Below are 22,176 nucleotides of genomic sequence, written 5' to 3'. Positions count from 1 at the left end.
TAAGGGCATCCGGACCAGCGGAATCATTCCGTGGACCGGATGCCCTTTAGACAATATAGTTTGTTTTACAGCCTCTTAGCAACAGCCTTAATAAAGTCCCCGCTGTTAAGTACAACTGGATTTGGAATGGTGGTAATCAGAGCCAGGTCTTTTGTCATCTCGCCGTTCTCAATGGTGTCAATGGTGGCCTTTTCCAGCCTGTCAGCAAATTCCATCAGCTCGTTGTTGCCGTCCAGCTCGCCGCGCTTGCGCAGTGCGCCGGTCCAGGCAAAGATGGTTGCCACGGAGTTGGTGGAAGTCTCCTCGCCCTTTAAGTGCTTGTAGTAGTGGCGCTGTACGGTTCCGTGGGCTGCCTCGTATTCATAGTTGCCGTCCGGGGATACCAGGACAGAGGTCATCATGGCCAGGGAGCCGAAAGCAGAGGATATCATGTCGCTCATGACGTCGCCGTCGTAGTTCTTGCAGGCCCAGATGTAACCGCCCTCGGATTTCATGACACGGGCTACGGCGTCGTCAATCAGGGTGTAGAAATAGGTGATGCCGGCAGCCTTAAATTTTTCAGCATACTCGCTGTCGAAAATTTCCTGGAAAATATCCTTGAAGGTATGGTCGTATTTTTTGGAAATGGTATCCTTGGTGGCGAACCAGAGGTCCTGTTTTGTATCCAGGGCATAGTTGAAGCAGCTTCTGGCAAAGCTTTCAATGGATTGATTGATATTGTGCATGCCCTGTACGATGCCCGGACAGGTGAAGTCGTGAACCAGTTCCCGGCTCTCGGAACCATCCCCGGCCGTGTAAACCAGCTCCACCTTTCCCGGACCCGGTATCTTCATCTCAGAACCCTTGTAGACATCGCCGTAGGCATGTCTGGCAATGGTGATGGGTTTCTTCCAGTTCTTAACACATGGTTCGATTCCCTTTACTACAATAGGGGCGCGGAACACGGTTCCGTCCAGGATGGCGCGGATGGTTCCGTTGGGGCTCTTCCACATTTCCTTCAGGTGGTATTCCTCCACGCGGGCGGCGTTGGGGGTGATGGTGGCACATTTAACAGCCACGCCGTACTTTTTGGTGGCATTGGCGGAATCAACGGTTACCTGGTCGTTGGTCTCATCCCTGTATTCCAGTCCAAGGTCATAGTACTCTGTCTTTAAATCTATGTATGGCAGCAGCAGGTCGTCTTTGATCATCTGCCAGAGAATTCGAGTCATCTCATCGCCGTCCATCTCAACAATCGGGGTGGTCATCTTAATCTTGTCCATACTGTATCCTCCTGAATTTTCGCATTATTTTATAGTATACGACGAATTGGGGTTTCGCACAAGAGAAAACTGTGTATCATCTGCCTGCAAACTGTGTATCATCCGCCTGCAAAACCATGTATTATCTGCTGGATAAAATGTAATATCAGGCAAAGGTTTCATCCGCCGGAAACACAATTCCCATCTGCTTTCTGGCCTCGTCCATGACCTGAAGGGCCATCAGGGAATACCGGTTATGTATATTGCTGCCGGGTCCCGCTGATATAAGGCGGAGCCATTCCGCTATCTCACCGGACATGTCCGCCTTGGCAGGACCCTGGTACAGGACCTGTCTGCCGCCTGCTCTGTCATAAAAAATAAGCTGGTGGGGGTGGTCGATTCCTTCGGTGGTAATGGTGCCGTTTTCACCCTGAATCTGGCTGGGAATACGGCTGCTGCTGATTTTGGAATACACCAGTTCAGCCTGCATATCCTTGTACACGCCAAGGATTGTCCCGGATCCGTCAATGCCGTTTTCCAGGAGGACGGCGTCTGTTTTGATTTTTTCCGGCATTCCAAACAGGCGCACAAGAGGATGTACGCAGTAAACGCCTATATCCATAAGCGCACCGTTGGAAAAGATGGGGTTAAATGCGTTTTCCACAATTCCGGATTTGAACTTGTCATAGCGCGAAGAATACTGGCAGAAATGGAAGCTGGCCCTGCGGATGGTTCCCAGTTTGGGAAGATGTTTTGCCAGGGCCTGGTAGCCGGGCGTAAAGATGCTGCGGATGGCTTCCAATAAAATCACGTTGTTTTGGCCGGCCAGCTGAATCAGGTGTTCCAGTTCCCTGGCATTGGAGGTAATAGGCTTTTCGCACAGAACATGCTTTCCATGGGATAATAAAAGTGCGGCCTGTTCATAGTGGAAGCTGTTTGGGCTGGCAATATAGACAGCGTCCAGGTCATCAGCGCAGGCAAAGGCATTCAGATCCGTGTATGTTGTTTCAACCCCGTATTTTGCTGCGAAGTTTCCGGCTGTTTCCTGATTTCTGGAATAGACAGCACTGTAATGAAGGCTGGGATTTTCCATTGCGGCTTCCTGGAAACGGTCCACGATAAAGTTGGTTCCTATGGTTCCATAGCGTATCATTGGCAGGTTTTCCTTTCTGTATGGCTCTGTGTCCTGTACTATTTTATCACAAACAGAGCCGTAAACACAGGATTTCATCCGAAATTAAGGTGGTAAATAAGAGGAAAATAAGGAGGGAGCCGCATTAATTTATGCTGCTCCCTCATGATCACTGACTAACTTCTCCGGTCTTCTACCAGAAGTGTCTGGATGGTATCCGCGGAGGGATTCCAGTTTAACACATACAGGGTATAAATCCGGGATGGATTTAATGTTACCGGCGTGGTAACCAGGGTGTTTTCTGGGCGGGCGGAGCGGGCCACACGCAGGGTATAGTTACCGGAGCTGAGCCGGCTGAAGCTGGCTGCATCGGCAAAGTTTACTGAGTTAAAATAGATATTGCCCAGGGAGGCATTGACTGGTCCGCTGTAATAGGCTAAATTGCAGACCCGGAAGCAGGAAGAGGTCCAGTCCGTGGGGCATGCCGTATCACGGATGGATACCAGGTCCAGGCCCGTGGAGGAGTTGACAATGGCGATGGTGGCCATTCCGTCACCCACATACATGGATTTGCGGAGATATACGTAACCGTTGGAGCCCATAATGGAGAATGTATGATAGCCCTGGGACAGCTGGCGGTACTGGGTCACTTCAGAAAAATCCAGTCCGGAGAAAACAGCCTGGTTATCTATATACACGGTAAATGGGTTATATCCGGTGGCGGCGTTTAACAGGCGTATTCCGCCGCGAATCCACTGGTTATTGTTGCAGAACACGCAGGGGATGGGATAATTGGGCCGTACAGGATAATTAGGGCGTACAGGATAATTAGGGCGTACAGGATAGTCCGGACGTACAGGGTAGTCCGGGTAGTAGGGTGGCATAACGGAAAAATCAGGGTCGATTTCATCGTCAGGAGATGGAATTACTACATCGGTATCAGGATATGTGAAACCTGGATCAATCGGGTCTTCTACCTGGGTCATCTTAAGTGATGGTACAGAGTAGGGATTATTGTTATTCATATACAATGGTCCTCGGTTAATGCTTTTATGATAATATATGTCTGATATGCCGAAGGGGTACGGTAAAAAGCAAAAAAAGCCGGGAGCAAGGTCAATTCATGGATGCAATTATAATTGTTCCGGCAATGGATCAGGCCAATATGGTATACTTATATCAGCCGCAAAAGAAAGGCAGTTGGGGAGGCCGTTATACGATGCAGCAGTAACAGGATGTCATTCTCCCTCGCTTTTTGCGGCGACAACCTTAGCGGCAGCGGCCTCTACCATATTGGTTATCTTTTTTTCGCTTCCGTCCATGCCCAAGGTCTGGATTTTTTAAGATTTAAAAACCCGATTGACATTTTCTTTTATATAAGGTATCATACCTCATGTTCATCGGAGGACTTATAATCGTAGTATAAGGCCGGATAAGATGTCGGATATAGTGGTTTTTTCGGAGGGCTGCGGTCACGTATGGCACAGCCGGATAAGAAAACTGTCTATGTTCGGTCTCTTATCCGGCTATTTTTATGCTTAAAGGAGGAAACATAAATGAATTTGTTAACTGGAAAAATTAAGCCGCTCTACCTGAAATATCTTGGCGCTGCTTTTGGCAGCGCGTGTATATCTTCTGTTTATGGACTTGTGGATATGGCTATGGTCGGCCAATATCACGGGCCGTCAGGAACAGCGGCCATGTCTGTTGTAATGCCAATCTTTAATATTATTTACAGTCTGGGGCTGTTTATGGGAATCGGCGGATCTGTCCTTTATAGTTCAGAAAAAGGACGGCGGGAAAATGGCTGCTATAACGAGTTTTTTTCCACGGCGCTCCTGGGCACAGCCGCCCTTGCCGCGATTGCTTGGACTGGTATTGTTTTCTTTGGAGAGCCTTTGCTTCGGCTGTTTGGCGCGGAACAAACACTTCTGCCATTGACAAAAGCCTATTTGTTCCCGATTAAGATCGTTATTCCTGTCTTTGTTTTCAACCAGATGCTGGCGGCGTTTCTTCGGAATGACAACGCACCCGGCCTTGCAACCGCGGCGGTCCTTGGCGGTGGTATTTTTAATGTTTTTGGTGACTATTTCTTTGTCTTTGCCATGGACATGGGGATTTTGGGGGCTGGCCTTGCAACCGCGGCGGGCGCGTGTATTACGCTGCTGATTATGCTGACTCACTTTTTCTCAAAACGCTGCACACTTAAATTTGTGAGTATTCACTATTTATTTATTAAAGTAAAGGGCATCTTGACAACAGGATTTTCAACATTTTTTGTTGACTTGGCAGTGGGAATCATGACAATGCTGTTTAACCGGCAAATTGTCCGGTATCTGGGAACAGACGCCCTTTCCGTTTATGGTCTGATCGTGAATATCAGTATGTTTGTCCAGTGCTGCGCATACAGTGTGGGGCAGGCTTCCCAGCCTATTTTTTCCATTAATTACGGGGCAGAACACTGGGGGCGTATGAAAGAAACACTGAAGTATGCTTTGGGTACGGTAGCCTTTTTTGGGATCTTCTGGACAACATTGGTGGTGCTGGTTCCAAATGGCTTTGTCCGTATTTTTATGAAACCGACAGAAGCGGTGCTGCAGATAGCTCCTTCCATCATGCGGTGTTATGGTATTTCGTTTCTGCTGCTCCCGCTTAATATATTTTCAACTTATTATTTTCAATCCCTGATGAAGCCGGCTGCGTCGTTTGTTGTTTCCGTCGGCCGCGGGCTGGTGATTAGCGGAGCGCTGATTATGCTGCTGCCAACGGTGGCCAAGGCTGATTTTATTTGGTTTTCTATGCCGGTAACAGAGATTGTGATTGCAGTTTTTGTGATATACATGATGGTTCGGTACACGAAAAGACTTGCAAAATAGCTTCCTGTATAATTTAAGTATAAGGAACCACGGGGAATGTGGCTGATAAAAAGATGCTAATCGTTCGACAAAAACAAAAAAGCCGAAAACCCAGTAAAACCAGGCTTTCGGCTCTGTATCCAGTGTTCCTGAGCGGATTCGAACCGCTGGCCTTCCGCTTAGGAGATGGACCCAGTGCATATATTCCCTATCAACGGAGATAAAGAAAATGCAGTTATATCAAGGCATTTCTCCACATTCACTGTAAACCTCGTACAAGCAAAATCAAGCAAAAACAAAGGATTTTAGCCCCCTATTGTTTGCACTCTGTTTGCAAAGGCGCGAATTTTAGCGTTAGCCAAAAGTTCAATTCCCGTCGGGACTTAATTATATTTATGGTCTCGTGGACATAGTCTACCATACATAGAGGCTCATTACAAGAGGTATTGAGCCAGTAAAAGTGCCTGTTTTATCTTTCCCAGGAAAGGTAGAGCAGGCACTTTTTTCATATCTAAACTTAGAAAGAAATGAGGTGAAATCATGAATACACAGATTATTGCCATAGCCAACCAAAAAGGTGGTGTCGGCAAAACAACCACTTGTGCCAATCTTGGAATTGGTCTGGCTCAGTCTGGGAAGAAAGTCCTTCTGATTGACGGAGACCCACAGGGAAGCCTGACCATCAGCTTGGGCAATCCCCAACCTGACAAGCTGCCCTTTACACTGTCAGACGCTATGGGCCGTATTTTGATGGATGAACCAATTCGTCCCGGCGAGGGTATCCTGCACCACCCTGAGGGCGTAGACCTGATGCCTGCGGACATCCAGCTATCTGGTATGGAGGTATCTCTGGTAAACGCTATGAGCCGAGAAACCATTCTGCGACAATATCTGGACACGCTGAAGGGGCAATACTCTCATATCCTTATTGATTGCCAGCCCTCCCTGGGTATGCTTACGGTCAATGCACTGGCTGCCGCTAATAGGGTTATAATCCCCGTCCAGGCAGAGTATCTTCCCGCTAAAGGTTTGGAGCAGCTTTTGCAAACTATCAATAAGGTTCGCAGACAAATCAATCCCAAGCTGCAAATTGATGGGATTCTGCTGACGATGGTAGACAGCCGAACCAATTTTGCCAAAGAAATCTCCGCTCTCCTGCGCGAAACCTATGGCAGTAAGATCAAGGTGTTTACATCAGAAATTCCTCATTCTGTCAGGGCTAAAGAAATCAGTGCTGAAGGAAAAAGCATTTATGCCCATGATCCTAATGGCAAAGTGGCTGAGGGCTACAAAAATCTGACGAAGGAGGTATTGAAACTTGAAAAGCAGCGCGAAAAAAATAGAGCTGGCCTCAGTAGATGACCTGTTTTCTACTGAAGAAAGTCGGCAAGACGAGCAACTGGAAAAAATTCAGGAAATTCCCCTATCTGAACTGCATCCGTTCAAGGATCACCCCTTCAAGGTCAAGGATGATGATGCAATGATAGAAACCGCAGACAGTATCAAAAAGTATGGAGTTTTGGTTCCTGCGATTGCCAGATCACTGCCTGATGGCGGTTATGAGCTGGTAGCCGGTCACAGACGCCGCAGAGCCAGCGAATTGGCCGGAAAAGAAACCATGCCTGTCATTGTGCGCGACTTGGATGACGATGCTGCCACAATTATTATGGTTGACAGCAATTTGCAGCGAGAAAATCTGCTCCCCAGTGAAAGGGCCTTTGCCTACAAAATGAAGCTGGAAGCCATTAAACATCAAGGAGCAAGAACAGACCTGACTTCTGTTCAAGTTGAACAGAAGTTGAGCGCCAGAGACCAGGTGGCAAAAGAAGCCGGTGAACGAAGCGGTATCCAGGTAATGCGATATGTTCGTTTGACTGAGCTGATTCCAGAGCTTTTGGATATGGTGGATGAAAAGAAAATCGCATTTAATCCAGCCTACGAACTCTCTTTTTTGAAACCGGACGAACAGCAAATGCTGGTGGAAACAATGGACTATGAGCAGGCTACCCCTTCTCTCTCTCAGGCTCAGCGAATGAAAAAGTTCAGCCAGGATGGGAAATTGTCAGAAGATGTGATGCTTGCCATCATGTCAGAGGAAAAAAAGAGTGATCTGGATAAAGTGACCTTGAGCAGCGATACCTTGCGAAAGTATTTCCCCAAAAGCTATACACCGGCCAAAATGCAGGAAACCATTATTAAACTGCTGGAACAATGGCAGAAAAAACGCCAACGAGATCAGGAACGATGAAGGGAGAGCCTATGAAAGATATTGCAGCAAGGGAGCTGAAAGGCCACAACATTCTTGCAGTGGAGCGATTTTGGGACAGCACTTGCTGGATGATTGAGTTTACTGTCTTGCGCCCTACTGCTTATGGAGAACCCGGTGACGAAATGAGGCTTTTTCTCACAGAGGACGGGTATCAGTCAGCTCTGCAAAGCCAGCAGCGTCGAGAAATCAAAATTAAGAGATATGCTCATGTTATTGAGGGGCATATCATCGACTTCAAGCCTAAAAAACACCGTCGTTCATAACCGATACAACGAAAGGAAAGGAATGAATATGTGTACTGTAAGAGAAATCCGAGAAGCTATTCAAGAAGATTGCCGCTCACAGCGTGATATGGAATCCACCGAGATTGACCGTGTTTTTCAAACCTTACCATTTTCTCAGGAAAGGGATCTGTTTGATAAACCACCAATGCCAAAACGCCCCTACCGACGCAAGAAAAAAGATACAGACAGACCCTAACCGCTGCCACAATTCTCTTATGAATTGCGGCTTTTTTCATACCTGAGAAATGAAAGGAGTGAAGTAAATGGCTGTTTTTCGTGTAGAACGCACTGGCGATTACACGGTTATGAGCAATTTCCATCTAAAGGATAAACGGCTTTCTTTGAAGGCAAAGGGTCTCTTGTCGCAGATGTTATCTCTGCCAGATGACTGGGATTATACGCTGTCAGGACTCAGCTATATCAATCGAGAAAGCAAAGATGCAATCCGCTCTGCTGTCAATGAGCTTGAAACAGCCGGATACATTCGGCGCAGACAGACAACTGATGCTTCTGGTAAATTCGCAGCCAATGAGTATACCATTTTTGAGCGTCCCATCGAGGGAGAACCGATGTTGGATAAGCCGTCGTCGGAAAACCCGATAACGGTAAACCCGTCAGCGGTAAATCCGTTACCGGAAAATCCAACACAATTAAATACTAAGAAATCAAATACCCAAAAACAAAATACTCATGGATCAAATACCGATTCCATTCCCTTCCGGGAAACAGCGGCGGCAATACCGCCGGAACGGAAAGGAAGGGATGCGATGTCTGTCACAGAGATAGAAAATTATCGGGAATTGATTTTGGAGAATATCGAGTATGACTGTCTGAAGCAGCGTTATCCTCTCTACCTGGATGACCTGAATGAGATTGTAGAGCTGTTGGTAGAAACGGTCTGTGCCAAACGAAAGACCACCCGGATCTCTGGCGCGGACTTTCCTCACGAGATTGTACGCTCCCGCTTTTTGAAGCTGGACAGCTCTCACATCGAGTTTGTCATGGACTGTCTGCAAAAGAACACCACCCAGGTACGCAACATCAAGCAGTACCTGCTTGCAGTGCTGTTCAACGCTCCTACCACCATGAATAACCACTACACTTCACTGGTAAATCACGATATGCACGCAGGCGGCTGGTAATCAGCCGCTTTTGTATTACACCAAAGGAGGCACAGCATGAATCAGATTGAAATTTTCAATAGTCCAGAGTTTGGAAGCATTCGAATAGTCGAGGAAAATGGGAAATACCTGTTCTGCGGCGCTGATGTTGCAAAATCGCTGGGATACAAAGATACAGTAAACGCCCTAAAGACACATTGCAGAGAAGATGGGGTGGCGTTTTACCACCTCACCGATAATTTGGGGCGTGAACAGAAAGCTAAATTCATCAGTGAAGGAAATCTGTATCGTTTGATTGTCCACAGTAAATTGCCATCAGCAGAACGATTTGAGCAATGGGTCTTTGACGAGGTTCTTCCTACCATTCGCAAGCATGGGGCCTATCTCACAAAAGAAAAGCTATGGGAAGTAGCTACTTCACCGGAGGCGCTGCTCAAGCTCTGCTCGGATCTTCTGGCTGAGCGAGAGGAGAATGTATCTCTGCGCATAGCAAACGCACAGCTGGAGGGTAAAGCCGCTTTCTATGACCTGTTCATTGATTTGGAGCATAGCACCAATCTCAGAACTACTGCCAAAGAGCTTGATGTACCGGAACGCCGCTTTGTCCGATTTCTTCTGGAAAAGCGTTTTGTGTACCGCACTGCGTCCGGCAATGTACTGCCCTATGCAAAGCCAGCCAATGAAGGGCTGTTTTGTGTAAAGGACTACTGCAATCACGGACATACCGGTTCTTATACGCTGATAACACCGCAAGGCAAGCTGTATTTTGCCGAACTGCGAGACAGTATCCTGATGGTGATATGATAAATCACTATTTTCTCCGGCGGCTGGTGGTCCCGCCTTAGAAAGAAGTGCACCACCCCTGCACATTTTGTGGAAAGGAGGCGATGAAAATGCAGGAAGAAGTGGAAAACAGGACTTTAACGCTGGTTGTCAGCGGAACAAAGTTCACCGGTCGGCTGCTCAAAGCCGCCATCAGCAAGTACATGGCCCACTGCAAGGAAAAGAAGCTGCAAAAGAAAAGAAGCCGTGATGCTCCTGTGACACCCCACGGAAAACAGACCGTCAAGCAGCTCATTGGTCAGAATCAGGGGATCTCCAATATCGAGATCACAGACCCTTCCATCAAGGAATTTGAGAAGATCGCCCGGAAATATGGTGTGGATTATGCGGTGAAGAAAGACCGCAGCAGCTCCCCACCCAAGTACCTGATCTTTTTCAAAGGCCGTGACGCCGATGCGCTGACCGCTGCATTTACCGAGTACACCAGCAAAAAGGTCAAGAAGGCCGAGAAAACGGAACGCCCGTCTGTGCTGGCAAAACTCAGTCAGTTCAAAGAGATGGTCAAAAATGCCGTGGTGGACCGCACCAAGCGAAAGGAGCTGGAACGATGAAAAAGCAGTTTGACACCAAAAAGCTCGTTTTGCTGAACCTGCCCTATCTCCTGATGGGGCTGTTTGCTACCAACTTCGGGGAGGCATGGCGATTGGCTCAGGGGGCAAATGCTTCAGAGAAATTCCTTTCTCTGTTTGCTGTCCTGCCTGGGGCGCTGCAAAGCTTCTGGCCCAGCCTGCACCCGTTGGATCTGCTGGTGGGGCTGTGCTGCGGTGCTGGCCTGCGTCTGGCGGTGTACCTCAAAAGTAAAAACGCCAAGAAGTACCGTCACGGTATGGAGTATGGCTCTGCCCGTTGGGGGACCCGTGAGGATATTGCTCCCTACATCGACCCGGTGTTCCAGAACAATGTCATTCTCACAAAAACCGAAAGCCTGACCATGAACAGCCGACCCAAGGACCCAAAGACCGCCAGAAACAAAAATGTGCTGGTGATCGGCGGCTCCGGTTCCGGTAAGACCCGCTTCTGGCTCAAACCGAGTGCGCCCGTAAGGGCGGTATAAATCCTACCTTGAGCAAGTAGTAGGTAAAAGTATCAAGCGGCATTGTGCCGCAACCTATCATTCCCCGTCTTACCCCAAAAGGGAAACCGGAGGGCGACCATAGCATGACGGAGGACACGGGGCGCTGAAGCCTCAGAAGCGCCGGCGTGACGGAATGAAAATCCACGTATGAGGATGGAAGCTAGACTGCTTGAATGACAGCCTGAAATCGGGACCAAGAGCGTACCCCTGACGTAGAGAGGTTGTACTCGTCAGTGTTCCTGACAGTCGCATTGTTTGGCTATGCGGCTGCTGATACTCGGAGCAGGTTCAGCCACGGGAAAGTGGAAAAAGGCGAACGTCACATACCGACAACGTGGAACGCTTGTTTATACCGTACTAAACGGGGATTGCCTAAAGTGAAATGCCGAAAGGCTATGAAAACGCTGAAATGCGGGGTTCTGAATATTCACCATGGCAACAGAGTTCCCATAGTAGTCTGCGGACGGGAAAGCCGTCTACATGGCAAAGGGGAACAGTGAATCATTTTCAAAACAGAAAGGATGGTGTGTGAGACACTATGAGAAATCCGATTCATGTCTTGAAAAGCCTTGAAGAAAAGGCAAGTGTAAGTAACAACAAATATGAAAGATTATATCGCAACCTATACAATCCAGAGTTCTATCTCCTTGCATATGCGAACATTGCGAAATCGCAGGGGAGCATGACGCAGGGGGTAGACGGGCAGACGCTGGACAACATGAGCCTGCCGAGAATTAACCGGATTATTGAATCCATACGCAACAGGACATATCAGCCAAAGCCTGCAAAAAGAAAGTACATTCCTAAAAAGAACGGGAAACTTCGCCCGTTGGGAATCACTTCTACTGATGATAAGTTAGTGCAGGAAGTGGTCAGAATGATTCTTGAAGCAATCTATGAGCCGACATTCAGCAACAATTCACACGGTTTCAGACCAAAAAGAAGCTGTCACACGGCACTTACGCAAGTGAAGAAAAACTTCACAGGTGTTACATGGATTGTCGAGGGAGACATTAAGGCGTGCTTTGATAACTTCGACCATCATGTGTTGGTTGAATTACTGCGGAAAAGGATTTCAGACGAGGCTTTTATCGGTCTAATCTGGAAGTTCCTGAAAGCCGGATATATGGAACAATGGCAGTACAACTGCACCTACTCCGGTGTTCCGCAGGGCAGCGGTATCAGTCCGATATGTGCAAACATCTACCTCAGCGAACTGGACAACTATATGCAGGAATACAAAGAAAAGTATGATTGCGAGCCAGAACGCAGAAGGACGACCAGAGAATACGAGCGGGCGTCCCGGAGATACAGAAAGGCACGTAAAGCGTTAATGGGCGCAGAAAAATCAACTCCTGAACTGGTAAAAGAATTTAAGGATTCCAGAAGGAAGAAGATGGATCAGCACTATTACAATCCGTTTGAGGAGGGCTTCAAGAAAATCCAGTACAACCGTTACGCCGATGATTTTGTAATTGGCGTTATCGGCTCCAAAAAGGACGCAGAAAAAATCAAGGAAGATGTAAAAATCTTTCTCCAAGAAAAACTGCATTTGGAAATGTCCGAGGAAAAGACGAAAGTCACCCATTCCAGTAAGCCGGTACGCTATCTGGGGTACGATTTCAAAGTAATCCATTCCAAGAACATGAAGCGTTGTAAAAACGGCGACATGAAACGGGTGTGGTATGGAAAAGTATTCCTGTATATGCCGAAAGAAAAATGGATTAAAAAAGCGATGGAACGGGGAGCGATACAGGTGAAACGCAACAATGACACAGGCAAAGAAATGTGGCGGCCTATGCCAAGGAAAGACCTGATGAACCGCAGCGATGCAGAGATTGTGTCTACTTTCAATTCCGAAATTCGAGGGTTATATAACTTCTATCGGATAGCAGAAAACGTAGGCGCATTGCACAAGTATTACTACATGGTGCGGTACAGCATGTTAAAAACTCTGGCAGGAAAGCACAGAACGAATGTCAGTGTTATTAAGAAGCGGCACATGGTAAACGGAGTACTGAGAATCCCATACGATACAACTAAGGGACGTAAATACTGCGAATTTTACCATGATGGATTCAGAAAGCACAGCGACGGCTATGACAATGTGGCAGACGTTATGCCGAGTTATAGGAAATATGACAGCAGGCACACGATAGTAAACCGCATAAAGGCCGGAGTATGCGAGATTTGCGGGGAACATGCAGACTATTTATGTATGCACCACGTAAGAACGCTGAAATCGCTGAAAGGCAGGGATATATTTGAGCAGAAAATGCTGAAAATAAGAAGAAAATCTCTGGCTCTCTGCCCTGACTGCTTTGAACTCTTACACGAAACCAAAGAATCAAGGTGATTCATGGAAAGCCGGATACGCTGAGAGGTGTACGTCCGGTTTGGGAGGCGGCTCCCTGAAACCTACTGATGAAAGTCAGCAAGGCGCAGGGTGCCTACCTCATATTTGATGCAGATGCACAGTTCTTATGTGGTCACAGACCCGAAGGGAACCATTTTGGTGGAGTGCGGGAAAATGCTCCAAAGGGGCGCACCCAAACTGGGAAAGGACGGAAAGCCCATGAAGGATAAGCACGGCAAGGTCATTTATGAGCCATACCGCATCAAGGTCCTAAATACCATCAACTTCCGAAAATCAATGCACTATAACCCTTTCGCCTATATCCATAGCGAAAAGGACATCTTGAAGCTGGTCACAACGCTGATCGCCAATACCAAAGGCGAAGGCAAGGCCGGAGACGATTTTTGGGTAAAAGCAGAAACGCTGTTGTACTGCGCGCTTATTGGCTATATCCACTATGAGGCTCCGGTGGAGGAGCAGAACTTCTCCACCCTCATTGAGTTCATCAACGCCATGGAAGTCCGGGAGGATGACGAGGAGTTCAAAAACCCCGTAGACCTGATGTTTGACGCATTGGAAGCCGAGAAGCCAAACCACTTTGCGGTGCGCCAGTATAAGAAATATAAGCTGGCCGCTGGTGATATATGCTCTAAGTGACTTCTTAATCATGATTTTGTCATGGTTAGTGAAGCAATCACTTAGAGCATTTTTGTTTCAGGAGGTACAGCCATGAGAAATGAAAAAATTACCCCACTGTACGAGCGCCTGAGCCGGGACGACGAGTTACAGGGCGAGAGCAATTCCATATCCAACCAAAAACAGATGTTAGAGGATTTTGCCCGCCGGAATGGGCTGCCAAACCCTACGCACTTTACAGATGATGGTATCTCAGGCACCCGTTTTGACCGCCCCGGATTTTTGGCGATGATGGAGGAAGTGGAGGCAGGGCGTGTAGAGGCAATCGTCATCAAGGACATGAGCCGGTTGGGGCGCGACTATCTGAAGGTCGGTCAGGTCATGGAGGTTTTGCGGCAACGCGGTGTTCGTCTGATCGCCATCAACGACGGTGTGGACAGTCTGAAAGGCGATGACGATTTTACCCCATTCCGCAACATCATGAATGAATTTTACGCCCGTGATACCAGCAGGAAAATCCGTTCTGTGTTTAAGGCAAAAGGTATGAGCGGCAAGCACCTGACCGGCACTGTGATTTACGGCTACTTATGGGACGAAAAACGGGAGCATTGGCTGGTAGATGAGGAAGCCGCCGAAGTGGTACGCCGTATCTTCTCCCTCACGCTGGAGGGATATGGGCCTTATCAGATTGCCTGCAAATTATCCGCAGATCGGATTGAAATTCCCGTCGTACACCTTGCCCGCTTCAACGAGGGTGTGAACCGTTCAAAGCCGGTCAAAGACCCCTATGGATGGGGATCATCTACCATCGTGAACATTTTGAAAAAACGAGAGTATTTGGGGCACACCATCAATTTCAAGACCCGCAAGCACTTTAAGGACAAGAAAAGCCACTATGTTTCTGAGGACGAGTGGACGATCTTTGAGAATACCCATGAAGCCATTATCGACCAGCAGACCTTTGATCTGGTGCAGAAAATCCGCAGCAATGTACGGCGTTATCCAAACGGCTGGGGCGAAGCAGCTCCCCTCACAGGCTTACTCTATTGTGCCGATTGTGGCGGCAAGATGTATGTCCACCGCACCAACAATGGCAAGCGGATTTCTCAATATACCTGTTCCAATTATACCAAAGTTCCGTGTGGGACACTATGCCTTACACAACACCGTATCAATGAGAGTGCTGTTCTGACATTGGTTTCCGACACACTCCGGGCTATCGCTGAATATTCGAGAAATGACCGGACGGAATTTATTCACACTGTTCAGGAGACGCAGGTTGCTCAACAGAGTGCCGATATATCGAAAAAGCGCAGGCATCTGGCTACTGCCCAAAAGAGAGCCGGAGAACTGGAAAAACTGATTTGCAAAATCTATGAGGATAACGCCCTCGGCAAGCTGCCGGATACACGATATAAGGCGCTTGATGCACAGTATGCCAAAGAGCAGGACGCACTTGAGATTGAAATTGCGGAGTTGGAAAAGGCTGTTACCGGCTATGAGCAGAGCCAGAAATCAGCAGAGAAATTTATAGCCCTGATTGATAAGTACGAGAATTTTGACACGCTGACAAATACCATGCTCAACGAGTTTGTAGAGAAAATCCTTGTCCATGAACGCTCCCGAAAAGGCAGTCAGGATACCACGCAGGAAATTGAAATCTACTTTAATTTTTTAGGACGCTATATTCCACCATCCTTACAGCCGGTTCCTTTAACCCCAGAGGAACAGGAAGAATTGCGGAAAAGAGAAGAACGCAAGGACAGGCTCCATCAGAACTATTTGAAGCGGAAAGCCAGCGGCGCACAGAAACGGTATGAGGACAAAATCAAGGCGAAGAAAAAAGCGGAAATGGACGCTAAGAAAGCCCTGATCCGGGCTGAGGATATGAAAAAAGGTGTTTTTTCTACTATCGGGCAGCTACCAAAAGAAGAACCGCGCAAAGGCAGCATAGCAGCCAGCGCAGCAGTCTAATCATCACGGAGCAAAGGAGCATGAATATGAGTAAGTTGACTTACATTCGTTGTGGAGATTATGATATACCCAACCTAAAACTTTCTGAACAGCCGGAAACTTCTATCGGCAAGTACGGCAGGATGCGAAAGTCCTACCTGAAGGAACACCGTCCTATTCTCTACAACCAACTGCTGATGAGCGAGAAACTGTATCCGCACCTGTTAGAGATTGATTGGACAGCGCAGGAGCGCGTGGACACCATGTTGCCTCACATGATGGAGGCTGCGGGTGTCACTGAGGAACTGAAAGCCTGTGATCCTATGCGCTGGGTAGGACTGATGAACACATTAACGGCACAGATTGAGGAAATTTTAATCAGGGAACTGATTTGCAGCTGAATGGGAGGTGCGGGAAATGCTGACCTTTGAAAAGGTTTTGAAAGTGTTTCAGGCATATCTGGATGATGATCCTCTGTATGAGGTGGTGCAGACCAGCCACGGTTATACATTGATGGCATGGGAACCTCACCGGAATGACTGGTACAGCGCCGAAATACAGAAAACTCCGGAGGATTTGCGAAACGCCTTGCTGGATACATACGCCAACTTTCTGGAAGATAAGATTACCGGAAATGACCGCGATCTGACTGTGACAGAAACCGGAGAAATCCAGCAGAGGTGCCGGGAACTTTGGGAAAAGTGCCGGGAAACTTGATATAGAAACGCCAGAAGGAGGCCGCGATTATGCGTCCTCCTTCTGCTTCGCAGTCTGTTCCATTTTGAGCGCCCCGTCTATGGCACCTTCGATAATCGGCAGGTATTCTTCAGGGCAAAGCTTCAGCTTGTGGCTGACTCGTTGCCGCTGTTCGCTTTCTTCCCGCATGATCTCCGGGTTAAAATACCGTTCCACGGGAAGTCCGCAGACCTTAATCAACTGGATCATCACAGGCAGGCTCGGAATCGCACCTTGATTCTCAATGTTGGCAAGATACCGCCATTCAATCCCAACCATTTCTGCCAATGTTTTTCGTGCCAGACGCTTTGCCTCTCGTGCGGCTTTGACATCTGCGCCGAAGGTTTCAAAACCGGGACAATCTTCAACTTTCGCCATATAACATCACCCAGTTACATTGTATAATTCATACTTTGCCTGTGGAATGTTGCTATATGCAGGTTGGTTGAAGTTTATAATTCACATTCCGTTTCTTGCATTGTTCGAGAAAGAGAACTATAATGTACTCTGTGGAGGTGCGAAATGGACTATATGACATTGAAAGAGGCCGCCGAGAAATGGGGCGTGACACCTCGTAGGGTAAATTATTATTGTGCCGGTGGGCGTATCCCCGGCGCTGTGAAAATGGCCGGTGTTTGGCTGCTCCCTAAAACTGCGGAGAAGCCGCTTGATGGCCGGACAAAACAAGGAAAGGAACTACGCCATGAATAAAATTTTGATTATAGATGATGACAGAGAACTGTGCGCTTTGATTAAACGCAGCGTACAATCGGAACATATAGAAGCCGATTTTTGTAATACCGGAAAAGAGGGCTTGCAGAAATTAAAAGAGCAGGAGTATCAGCTTGTGGTGCTGGATGTGATGATGCCCGGTATGGATGGCTTTGAAACGCTGGAAGAAATCCGCAAAGAGAACAGCCTGCCGATTTTGATGTTTACATCCAAAAATGACAGCATTTCTAAAGTGCGGGGCTTACGGGCCGGGGCGGACGATTATCTGACAAAACCGTTTGATATGGACGAACTGATTGCCCGTATTGCGTCCCTCATTCGCCGCTACACCCGCTTTAATCATCAAGCCGGAGCTGTGCAAAAACTGGATTTTGATGGATTGCAAATTGACCTTGAAAATCGTTCTGTTACGACGGAAAATGGCACTTTTGAACTTCCACCAAAGGAATTTGATCTGCTCCTGTACTGCGCAAAGCATCAAGGAAAAATTTTGACAAAACAGCAGATTTATGAGGAAGTTTGGGGCGAAGAATATTTCTATGATGACAGTAACATTATGGCGATTATCAGCCGGCTTCGTAAAAAATTAGAAGTCAATCCTTCAAGCCCAAAGTATATCCAAACGGTCAAAGGGATTGGCTACCGCTTTAATAAGGAGGTATAGCCAATATGGAAATCATCGTTTTCTTGTCCATTGTGATTGCTGTTGTGGCTGTGCTGACTTCCATCGTTCTCGTTCGGCGCGTAAAAAAACAAATCGCAGAAATGACCGATGTGCTGGTTGATGTGAAAAACGGAAATGGCAACCGGCGTATTCTGTCTGCAACAAATGAATTGACAGCACCTCTTGCCTATGAAATCAATGAGATTGTTGTGTCCTATGAAAGCAGACTTTCAACTGTACGGCAGACAGAAGAAACCAACCGCCAGCTTATGACGAGCCTTTCCCATGATGTTCGGACACCCCTTACCACTCTGATTGGGTATCTTGACGCTGCACACAAAGGACTGGTCACAGGAAAAGACCGGGATGATTATATTGAAACCGCCCGACGGAAAGCCCATGATCTGAAAGAATATATTGATGTGCTCTTTGACTGGTTCAAGTTAAATTCCAATGAGTTTGCTTTGGAAATCCAGAGCGTTGAGGCCGCAGAGCTGACAAGAAATATCCTGATTGACTGGATACCGATTTTTGAGGATAAACAGGTTGATTATGACATTGATATTCCCGAACAGCCTGTCCGGGTAAGATTGGATATGGACAGCTATATGAGGATCGTCAACAATCTCATTCAAAATGTAATCGCTCACAGCCATGCAGACAAAATCAAAATTGTCCTGTCAAAGAAGGAAAATAACATGGAGCTGCTGCTGGCGGATAATGGAGTAGGAATTGAGAAAGACGATTTGAAACACATATTTGAACGGCTTTATAAGTGTGATAAAGGACGCTCCGAAAAAGGAAGCGGACTTGGTCTTTCTATTGTCCATCAGCTTGTAGAAAAGATGGGTGGAAGCATAACAGTTGAAAGCTTTCCGGGAGAAGGAACTGAATTTATGTTGCTTTTTCCTTTGGAGATTTAAGCGGGTTCCCGTCTTTATGGCGGGAACCTTTGTCATTTTTGCCGGATTTCAAATTGCAAGGTTAATGCAAGGTTGCGGCAAGGTTAATGCAAGGTTGGCGTGATAGAATACCTTACAGAACAGGAGGTTTTGAATATGGATACAAATTACATCATTGAAACAAAAAATCTGACGAAGCAATATGGCTCACAAAAGAGTGTGGCTGACTTAAATATCCATGTGAAGCGTGGGAGAATTTATGGTCTGCTGGGCAGAAACGGAGCCGGAAAAACCACTACCATGAAAATGCTGTTGGGCTTAACGAAGCCGACTTCCGGGGAGGTCAAAATCTGGGGGAAACCCTTGCAGGGGAATGAAAAGAAATTGCTGCCCCGTATTGGTAGCTTGATTGAGTCTCCCGGCTTTTATCCCAATCTGACCGGCACAGAGAACCTGCGTATCTTTGCTACCCTGCGGGGCGTACCAAACAATCATGCCATCAAAGATGCTCTGGATCTGGTAGGACTGCCTTACAAAGATAAAAAGCTCTTTTCACAGTATTCTCTTGGTATGAAGCAGCGGCTTGCCATCGCCCTTGCCGTTATGCACGATCCAGAACTTTTAATTTTGGATGAGCCGATCAACGGTCTCGATCCTATCGGTATTGCAGAAGTACGCTCCTTTATTCGGGAGCTTTGCGACGCAAGAGGAAAAACCATTTTGATTTCCAGTCACATTCTTTCGGAGATTTCCTTGCTGGCTGACGATATTGGAATTATCGACCACGGCGCATTGCTGGAAGAAGAAAGCCTTGCTGAACTGGAGCAAAAAAGCAGTAAGCATATCCGGTTTACACTCTCTGATACTGCACAGGCGGCAAGAATTTTGGAACGCAATTTCCATGAAAACCATTTTTCCATACAGGACGACCACAATCTGCGCCTGCACAACCTTGATCTGCCTGTGGGGAAAATTGTAACTGCCTTTGTAGAAAACGGATTGGAGGTATCGGAGGCGCATACCTGTGAAGAAAGTCTTGAAGATTACTTCAAGCGTGTGACAGGGGGCGAAGGAATTGCTTAAACTAATCAAATGCGAATTTTTGAAATTAAAACGGAAGCCCTTGGTATTTATTTCTCTGCTGCTTTCTGTTTTCATGCCATTGGCTTATGCTTTCTTTCTGGCAGATGTAAACACTGATGTGGATGCTGTAAATGGAGTGATGTCCAGCCTGTTCCAGCTCAGTGCTTATTTGCTTTTGATGCCGCTCCTTGTGATACTGGCTTCCAATCTGCTGTTTGAGGAGCTGGACAATGACACACTAAAAAACCTTGTTACCATACCGATAAACAGAACCAAGTTGGTGCTGTCCAAGATGCTGGTTTTGCTATTGTTTGCCGTTGGCTTTATGGCAGTTGGAGGATTGGTAAATCTTGCGGTTTTGCTGTTTCAGGGCTGGGAGCCGGTTGGGTTTTGGACCTTGTTTGGCGTTGGGATAGAAGAAGGGCTGATTATGTGGGTAGGCGCACTTCCATGTATCCTGCTCGTTGTTCTTCTTAATAAAAACTATATCGTGTCGGTCGTGATTACCTTTTTCTATACGACTGCAAATTATATCCTTTCGATGAGCGATGCGTTCCTCACACAGCCTTTTGGTTTGAATATCGGAACCCTGTTTCCGGGACCGCTGGCTTTCCGCTGGACCTTCCAATTTTATGACCAAAGCCAGACCAGTGCGGAATTGGCAGACTTGTTGGAACGGATCAGTCCGTATTTTCTGAATGGTGTTCAGGTGTTCGGTGTGATTGTTGGGGAAGCCGTTGTATTTCTTGCGCTGATTGCGTTGGTTTACCGGCGCCAGGAAATCTAAGGGGGTGTAATTATGTGGAATTTATTAAAAGCAGAATTGCTCAAGCTACGCCGGTGCCAAATACTTTGGGTGGGGCTGGTGGCGCTTGCACTCTGTCCGTTGGTGCAATATGGGAGCCAGCTGATTGTGGAGGCGGAGTACCGAAATCCAAACTATGATTTTTCCACTCTGTTTGAGAATGTTGTCTGGGGCAATACGCAGATGTTTTTTCCGATTTCACTGGTGATGATTGGCAGCTGGCTGATTGACAGAGAATCCACCCATGATACGCTGAAAAACATCATGACAATTCCTGTTTCCATGCCGAAAATGCTGGGAGCTAAGCTCTTTTGGGTCGGGATTTTTGCAGTCCTGCTGGGAATATACAGCGTTGGCGTTACCTTGATTACTGGATTGACGGTTGGATTATCGGGACTGACAGTGGAAGTGTTTTTTCATGGAGGTACACAGATCGTGTTGGCAGCTCTGACGACCTATTTGGTCTGTATGCCGCTGATCTTGATTTTTGGGCAGATCCGAGGGGCATATCTGGGAGGTTCCATTCTGGCGTTTTTCCTTGGATATAGCATGCTGTTCTTCAAAGGCGGTATCCTTGCCAGCATCTATCCGTTTTCTGCTGCGCTGATTTTAGTGGGCTTTGACATGAGTGGATATGCCGGAACAACCACAGCCCCGAATCCTTTGCTGGCAGTCATTGGGGTTGGCATCATGGTTCTCTGGGCGGTGCTGTTGTTACTGATGTCCAGTAACAAAAAAGAAATAAAATCCCGTAAACAGGCAAATTCCAAGGGAAAAGGAAAGCGTGCTGTACGCAGGAAAGGAAGGTGATACCTGTGAAGAAAATAGTTCTATCATTATGCTTGATACTGTTGGGCGCTTCTGTGCTTTCCGGTTGTACAAAAGATGAAGTTCTCGATCAGTATAACAATATTGTTCAGTCTGCTGGTTCCATAGCACTTACCGGAAATTCATCCTTACAAGGTACGAAAGAAAAAGGAATTGATGATTATACAGGAAGCTATACAGCCAACTATGAGGATTTTTCAGATACAGAGTATTTGTTCGGCGGAACTTCCATAAAGCGTGAAGCGGGTAAGGATCTGTCTATTGACTGCGCGCTGGAGGTTACGGATGGAACTGCAAAAGTATTTTGGATTTCTGGAGCTGATGAAGAAGTCACTTTGCTTGAAACAACCGGAACATATAGTGATACAATTACACTCCCTGAAGGTGGAAACTATATCGGCATTGAATGTGAAAATTTCACTGGAAGCATTGAATTGAATATGGAGTAACATTCTGCCGGACGACGGCAAAAGAAAAAAAGCCGTCGTAAAGCAGACACATTTCCACGCGCCTATGAAGCGGTGGCTTTGATTTCAGAGCCGCCGTTTCTTTTCGTTTATCCTAAACCAACGACGACCTAACACCGTGTAAATCCACGGCGGCACATAGGAGGATGCCGCCGTGTCTATGTTTGCCTTTTTTCACAGTACCCATGACCTGCA

The 22,176-nt window shown here is 47.1% G+C and carries 23 protein-coding genes and 2 pseudogenes; 21 read left to right on the top strand and 4 right to left on the bottom strand.

Annotation, left to right across the window (positions count from 1 at the left end; translation table 11 throughout):
- Window positions 1-65: 65 nt before the first annotated feature.
- The 3 genes from CGC65_RS30365 to CGC65_RS30355 all read right to left on the bottom strand — a co-directional run bounded on the left by CGC65_RS30365 (window position 66) and on the right by CGC65_RS30355 (window position 3,398).
- Complete coding sequence (locus tag CGC65_RS30365) at window positions 66-1,262, bottom strand: NADP-dependent isocitrate dehydrogenase (RefSeq protein WP_002569253.1); 1,197 nt, start codon at window positions 1,260-1,262, stop codon at window positions 66-68.
- A gap of 145 nt (window positions 1,263-1,407) precedes the next feature.
- Window positions 1,408-2,394: a Gfo/Idh/MocA family protein gene (locus CGC65_RS30360; protein WP_002569252.1), complete on the bottom strand. Its 987-nt coding sequence runs from the start codon at window positions 2,392-2,394 to the stop codon at window positions 1,408-1,410.
- A 155-nt stretch (window positions 2,395-2,549) separates the two neighbouring features.
- A complete protein-coding gene (locus tag CGC65_RS30355; RefSeq protein ID WP_002569251.1) occupies window positions 2,550-3,398 on the bottom strand; it encodes a DUF4397 domain-containing protein in 849 nt (282 codons plus the stop codon).
- Window positions 3,399-3,929: 531 nt separating this feature from the next.
- Between CGC65_RS30355 and CGC65_RS30350 the strand changes: the two genes are divergently transcribed.
- The 14 genes and pseudogenes from CGC65_RS30350 (at window position 3,930) to CGC65_RS30280 (ending at window position 16,482) form a co-directional block, all read left to right on the top strand.
- Entirely contained in the window at window positions 3,930-5,249 is a 1,320-nt protein-coding gene (locus tag CGC65_RS30350; protein ID WP_002569250.1) for an MATE family efflux transporter, read from the top strand.
- 519 nt (window positions 5,250-5,768) lie between these two features.
- Window positions 5,769-6,590 (top strand): ParA family protein, encoded by an 822-nt coding sequence (locus CGC65_RS30345; RefSeq protein WP_002569249.1) that lies wholly within the window; start codon window positions 5,769-5,771, stop codon window positions 6,588-6,590.
- Window positions 6,547-7,476, top strand: coding sequence for a ParB/RepB/Spo0J family partition protein (locus tag CGC65_RS30340; protein ID WP_002569248.1), 930 nt, complete (start codon window positions 6,547-6,549; stop codon window positions 7,474-7,476). The genes CGC65_RS30345 and CGC65_RS30340 overlap by 44 nt, the downstream gene beginning before the upstream one ends.
- Window positions 7,477-7,487: 11 nt before the next feature.
- Window positions 7,488-7,760 (top strand): DUF5720 family protein, encoded by a 273-nt coding sequence (locus CGC65_RS30335; protein ID WP_002569247.1) that lies wholly within the window; start codon window positions 7,488-7,490, stop codon window positions 7,758-7,760.
- A gap of 22 nt (window positions 7,761-7,782) precedes the next feature.
- Complete coding sequence (locus CGC65_RS32015) at window positions 7,783-7,977, top strand: hypothetical protein (protein WP_008818008.1); 195 nt, start codon at window positions 7,783-7,785, stop codon at window positions 7,975-7,977.
- Between the two features lie 67 nt (window positions 7,978-8,044).
- Complete coding sequence (locus CGC65_RS30325; protein WP_002569246.1) at window positions 8,045-8,923, top strand: DUF6017 domain-containing protein; 879 nt, start codon at window positions 8,045-8,047, stop codon at window positions 8,921-8,923.
- 36 nt (window positions 8,924-8,959) lie between these two features.
- Complete coding sequence (locus CGC65_RS30320) at window positions 8,960-9,706, top strand: BRO family protein (protein ID WP_002569245.1); 747 nt, start codon at window positions 8,960-8,962, stop codon at window positions 9,704-9,706.
- A gap of 89 nt (window positions 9,707-9,795) precedes the next feature.
- Entirely contained in the window at window positions 9,796-10,296 is a 501-nt protein-coding gene (locus CGC65_RS30315; protein WP_002569244.1) for a PcfB family protein, read from the top strand.
- Window positions 10,293-10,778, top strand: a pseudogene (locus CGC65_RS30310) (VirD4-like conjugal transfer protein, CD1115 family); the annotation flags it as partial. The gene CGC65_RS30315 and the pseudogene CGC65_RS30310, both read left to right, overlap by 4 nt.
- 580 nt (window positions 10,779-11,358) lie before the next feature.
- A complete protein-coding gene (locus CGC65_RS30300) occupies window positions 11,359-13,176 on the top strand; it encodes a reverse transcriptase domain-containing protein (RefSeq protein WP_002569242.1) in 1,818 nt (605 codons plus the stop codon).
- Between the two features lie 105 nt (window positions 13,177-13,281).
- Window positions 13,282-13,815: pseudogene (locus tag CGC65_RS32010) on the top strand (type IV secretory system conjugative DNA transfer family protein); the annotation flags it as partial.
- Window positions 13,816-13,905: 90 nt separating this feature from the next.
- Window positions 13,906-15,786, top strand: coding sequence for a recombinase family protein (locus CGC65_RS30290; RefSeq protein ID WP_005933672.1), 1,881 nt, complete (start codon window positions 13,906-13,908; stop codon window positions 15,784-15,786).
- A gap of 26 nt (window positions 15,787-15,812) precedes the next feature.
- Window positions 15,813-16,166 (top strand): TnpV protein, encoded by a 354-nt coding sequence (locus CGC65_RS30285; RefSeq protein ID WP_035394338.1) that lies wholly within the window; start codon window positions 15,813-15,815, stop codon window positions 16,164-16,166.
- Window positions 16,167-16,182: 16 nt separating this feature from the next.
- Window positions 16,183-16,482 carry a hypothetical protein gene (locus tag CGC65_RS30280; protein ID WP_007037411.1) on the top strand — a complete coding sequence of 100 codons (300 nt, stop codon included), beginning with the start codon at window positions 16,183-16,185 and terminating at the stop codon, window positions 16,480-16,482.
- A 27-nt stretch (window positions 16,483-16,509) separates the two neighbouring features.
- Here CGC65_RS30280 and CGC65_RS30275 read toward each other — a convergent pair whose 3' ends face one another.
- The gene (locus CGC65_RS30275) at window positions 16,510-16,878 is read right to left on the bottom strand and encodes a helix-turn-helix transcriptional regulator (RefSeq protein WP_005933665.1); all 369 of its coding nucleotides are present in this window, start codon (window positions 16,876-16,878) and stop codon (window positions 16,510-16,512) included.
- A gap of 144 nt (window positions 16,879-17,022) precedes the next feature.
- Between CGC65_RS30275 and CGC65_RS30270 the strand changes: the two genes are divergently transcribed.
- From CGC65_RS30270 to CGC65_RS30240, 7 genes are all read left to right on the top strand, one after another.
- Window positions 17,023-17,211, top strand: coding sequence for a helix-turn-helix domain-containing protein (locus CGC65_RS30270; RefSeq protein ID WP_005933662.1), 189 nt, complete (start codon window positions 17,023-17,025; stop codon window positions 17,209-17,211).
- Entirely contained in the window at window positions 17,204-17,896 is a 693-nt protein-coding gene (locus CGC65_RS30265; protein ID WP_007037412.1) for a response regulator transcription factor, read from the top strand. Before CGC65_RS30270 ends, CGC65_RS30265 begins: the two co-directional genes overlap by 8 nt.
- A gap of 5 nt (window positions 17,897-17,901) precedes the next feature.
- The gene (locus tag CGC65_RS30260) at window positions 17,902-18,819 is read left to right on the top strand and encodes a sensor histidine kinase (protein WP_002596319.1); all 918 of its coding nucleotides are present in this window, start codon (window positions 17,902-17,904) and stop codon (window positions 18,817-18,819) included.
- Window positions 18,820-18,954: 135 nt separating this feature from the next.
- On the top strand, window positions 18,955-19,881 hold the full coding sequence (locus CGC65_RS30255) for an ABC transporter ATP-binding protein (protein ID WP_002594743.1): 927 nt from the start codon (window positions 18,955-18,957) through the stop codon (window positions 19,879-19,881).
- Window positions 19,874-20,668 (top strand): ABC transporter permease, encoded by a 795-nt coding sequence (locus tag CGC65_RS30250; protein WP_002596320.1) that lies wholly within the window; start codon window positions 19,874-19,876, stop codon window positions 20,666-20,668. Before CGC65_RS30255 ends, CGC65_RS30250 begins: the two co-directional genes overlap by 8 nt.
- A 12-nt stretch (window positions 20,669-20,680) precedes the next feature.
- Complete coding sequence (locus tag CGC65_RS30245; RefSeq protein WP_002596321.1) at window positions 20,681-21,496, top strand: ABC transporter permease; 816 nt, start codon at window positions 20,681-20,683, stop codon at window positions 21,494-21,496.
- A gap of 5 nt (window positions 21,497-21,501) precedes the next feature.
- Window positions 21,502-21,963 carry a hypothetical protein gene (locus CGC65_RS30240; RefSeq protein WP_038259777.1) on the top strand — a complete coding sequence of 154 codons (462 nt, stop codon included), beginning with the start codon at window positions 21,502-21,504 and terminating at the stop codon, window positions 21,961-21,963.
- Window positions 21,964-22,176 lie beyond the last annotated feature (213 nt).

This window comes from Enterocloster bolteae, assembly GCF_002234575.2.
GTDB classification, from domain to species: domain Bacteria; phylum Bacillota; class Clostridia; order Lachnospirales; family Lachnospiraceae; genus Enterocloster; species Enterocloster bolteae.
This window is presented reverse-complemented; position numbering and strand designations above follow the sequence as displayed.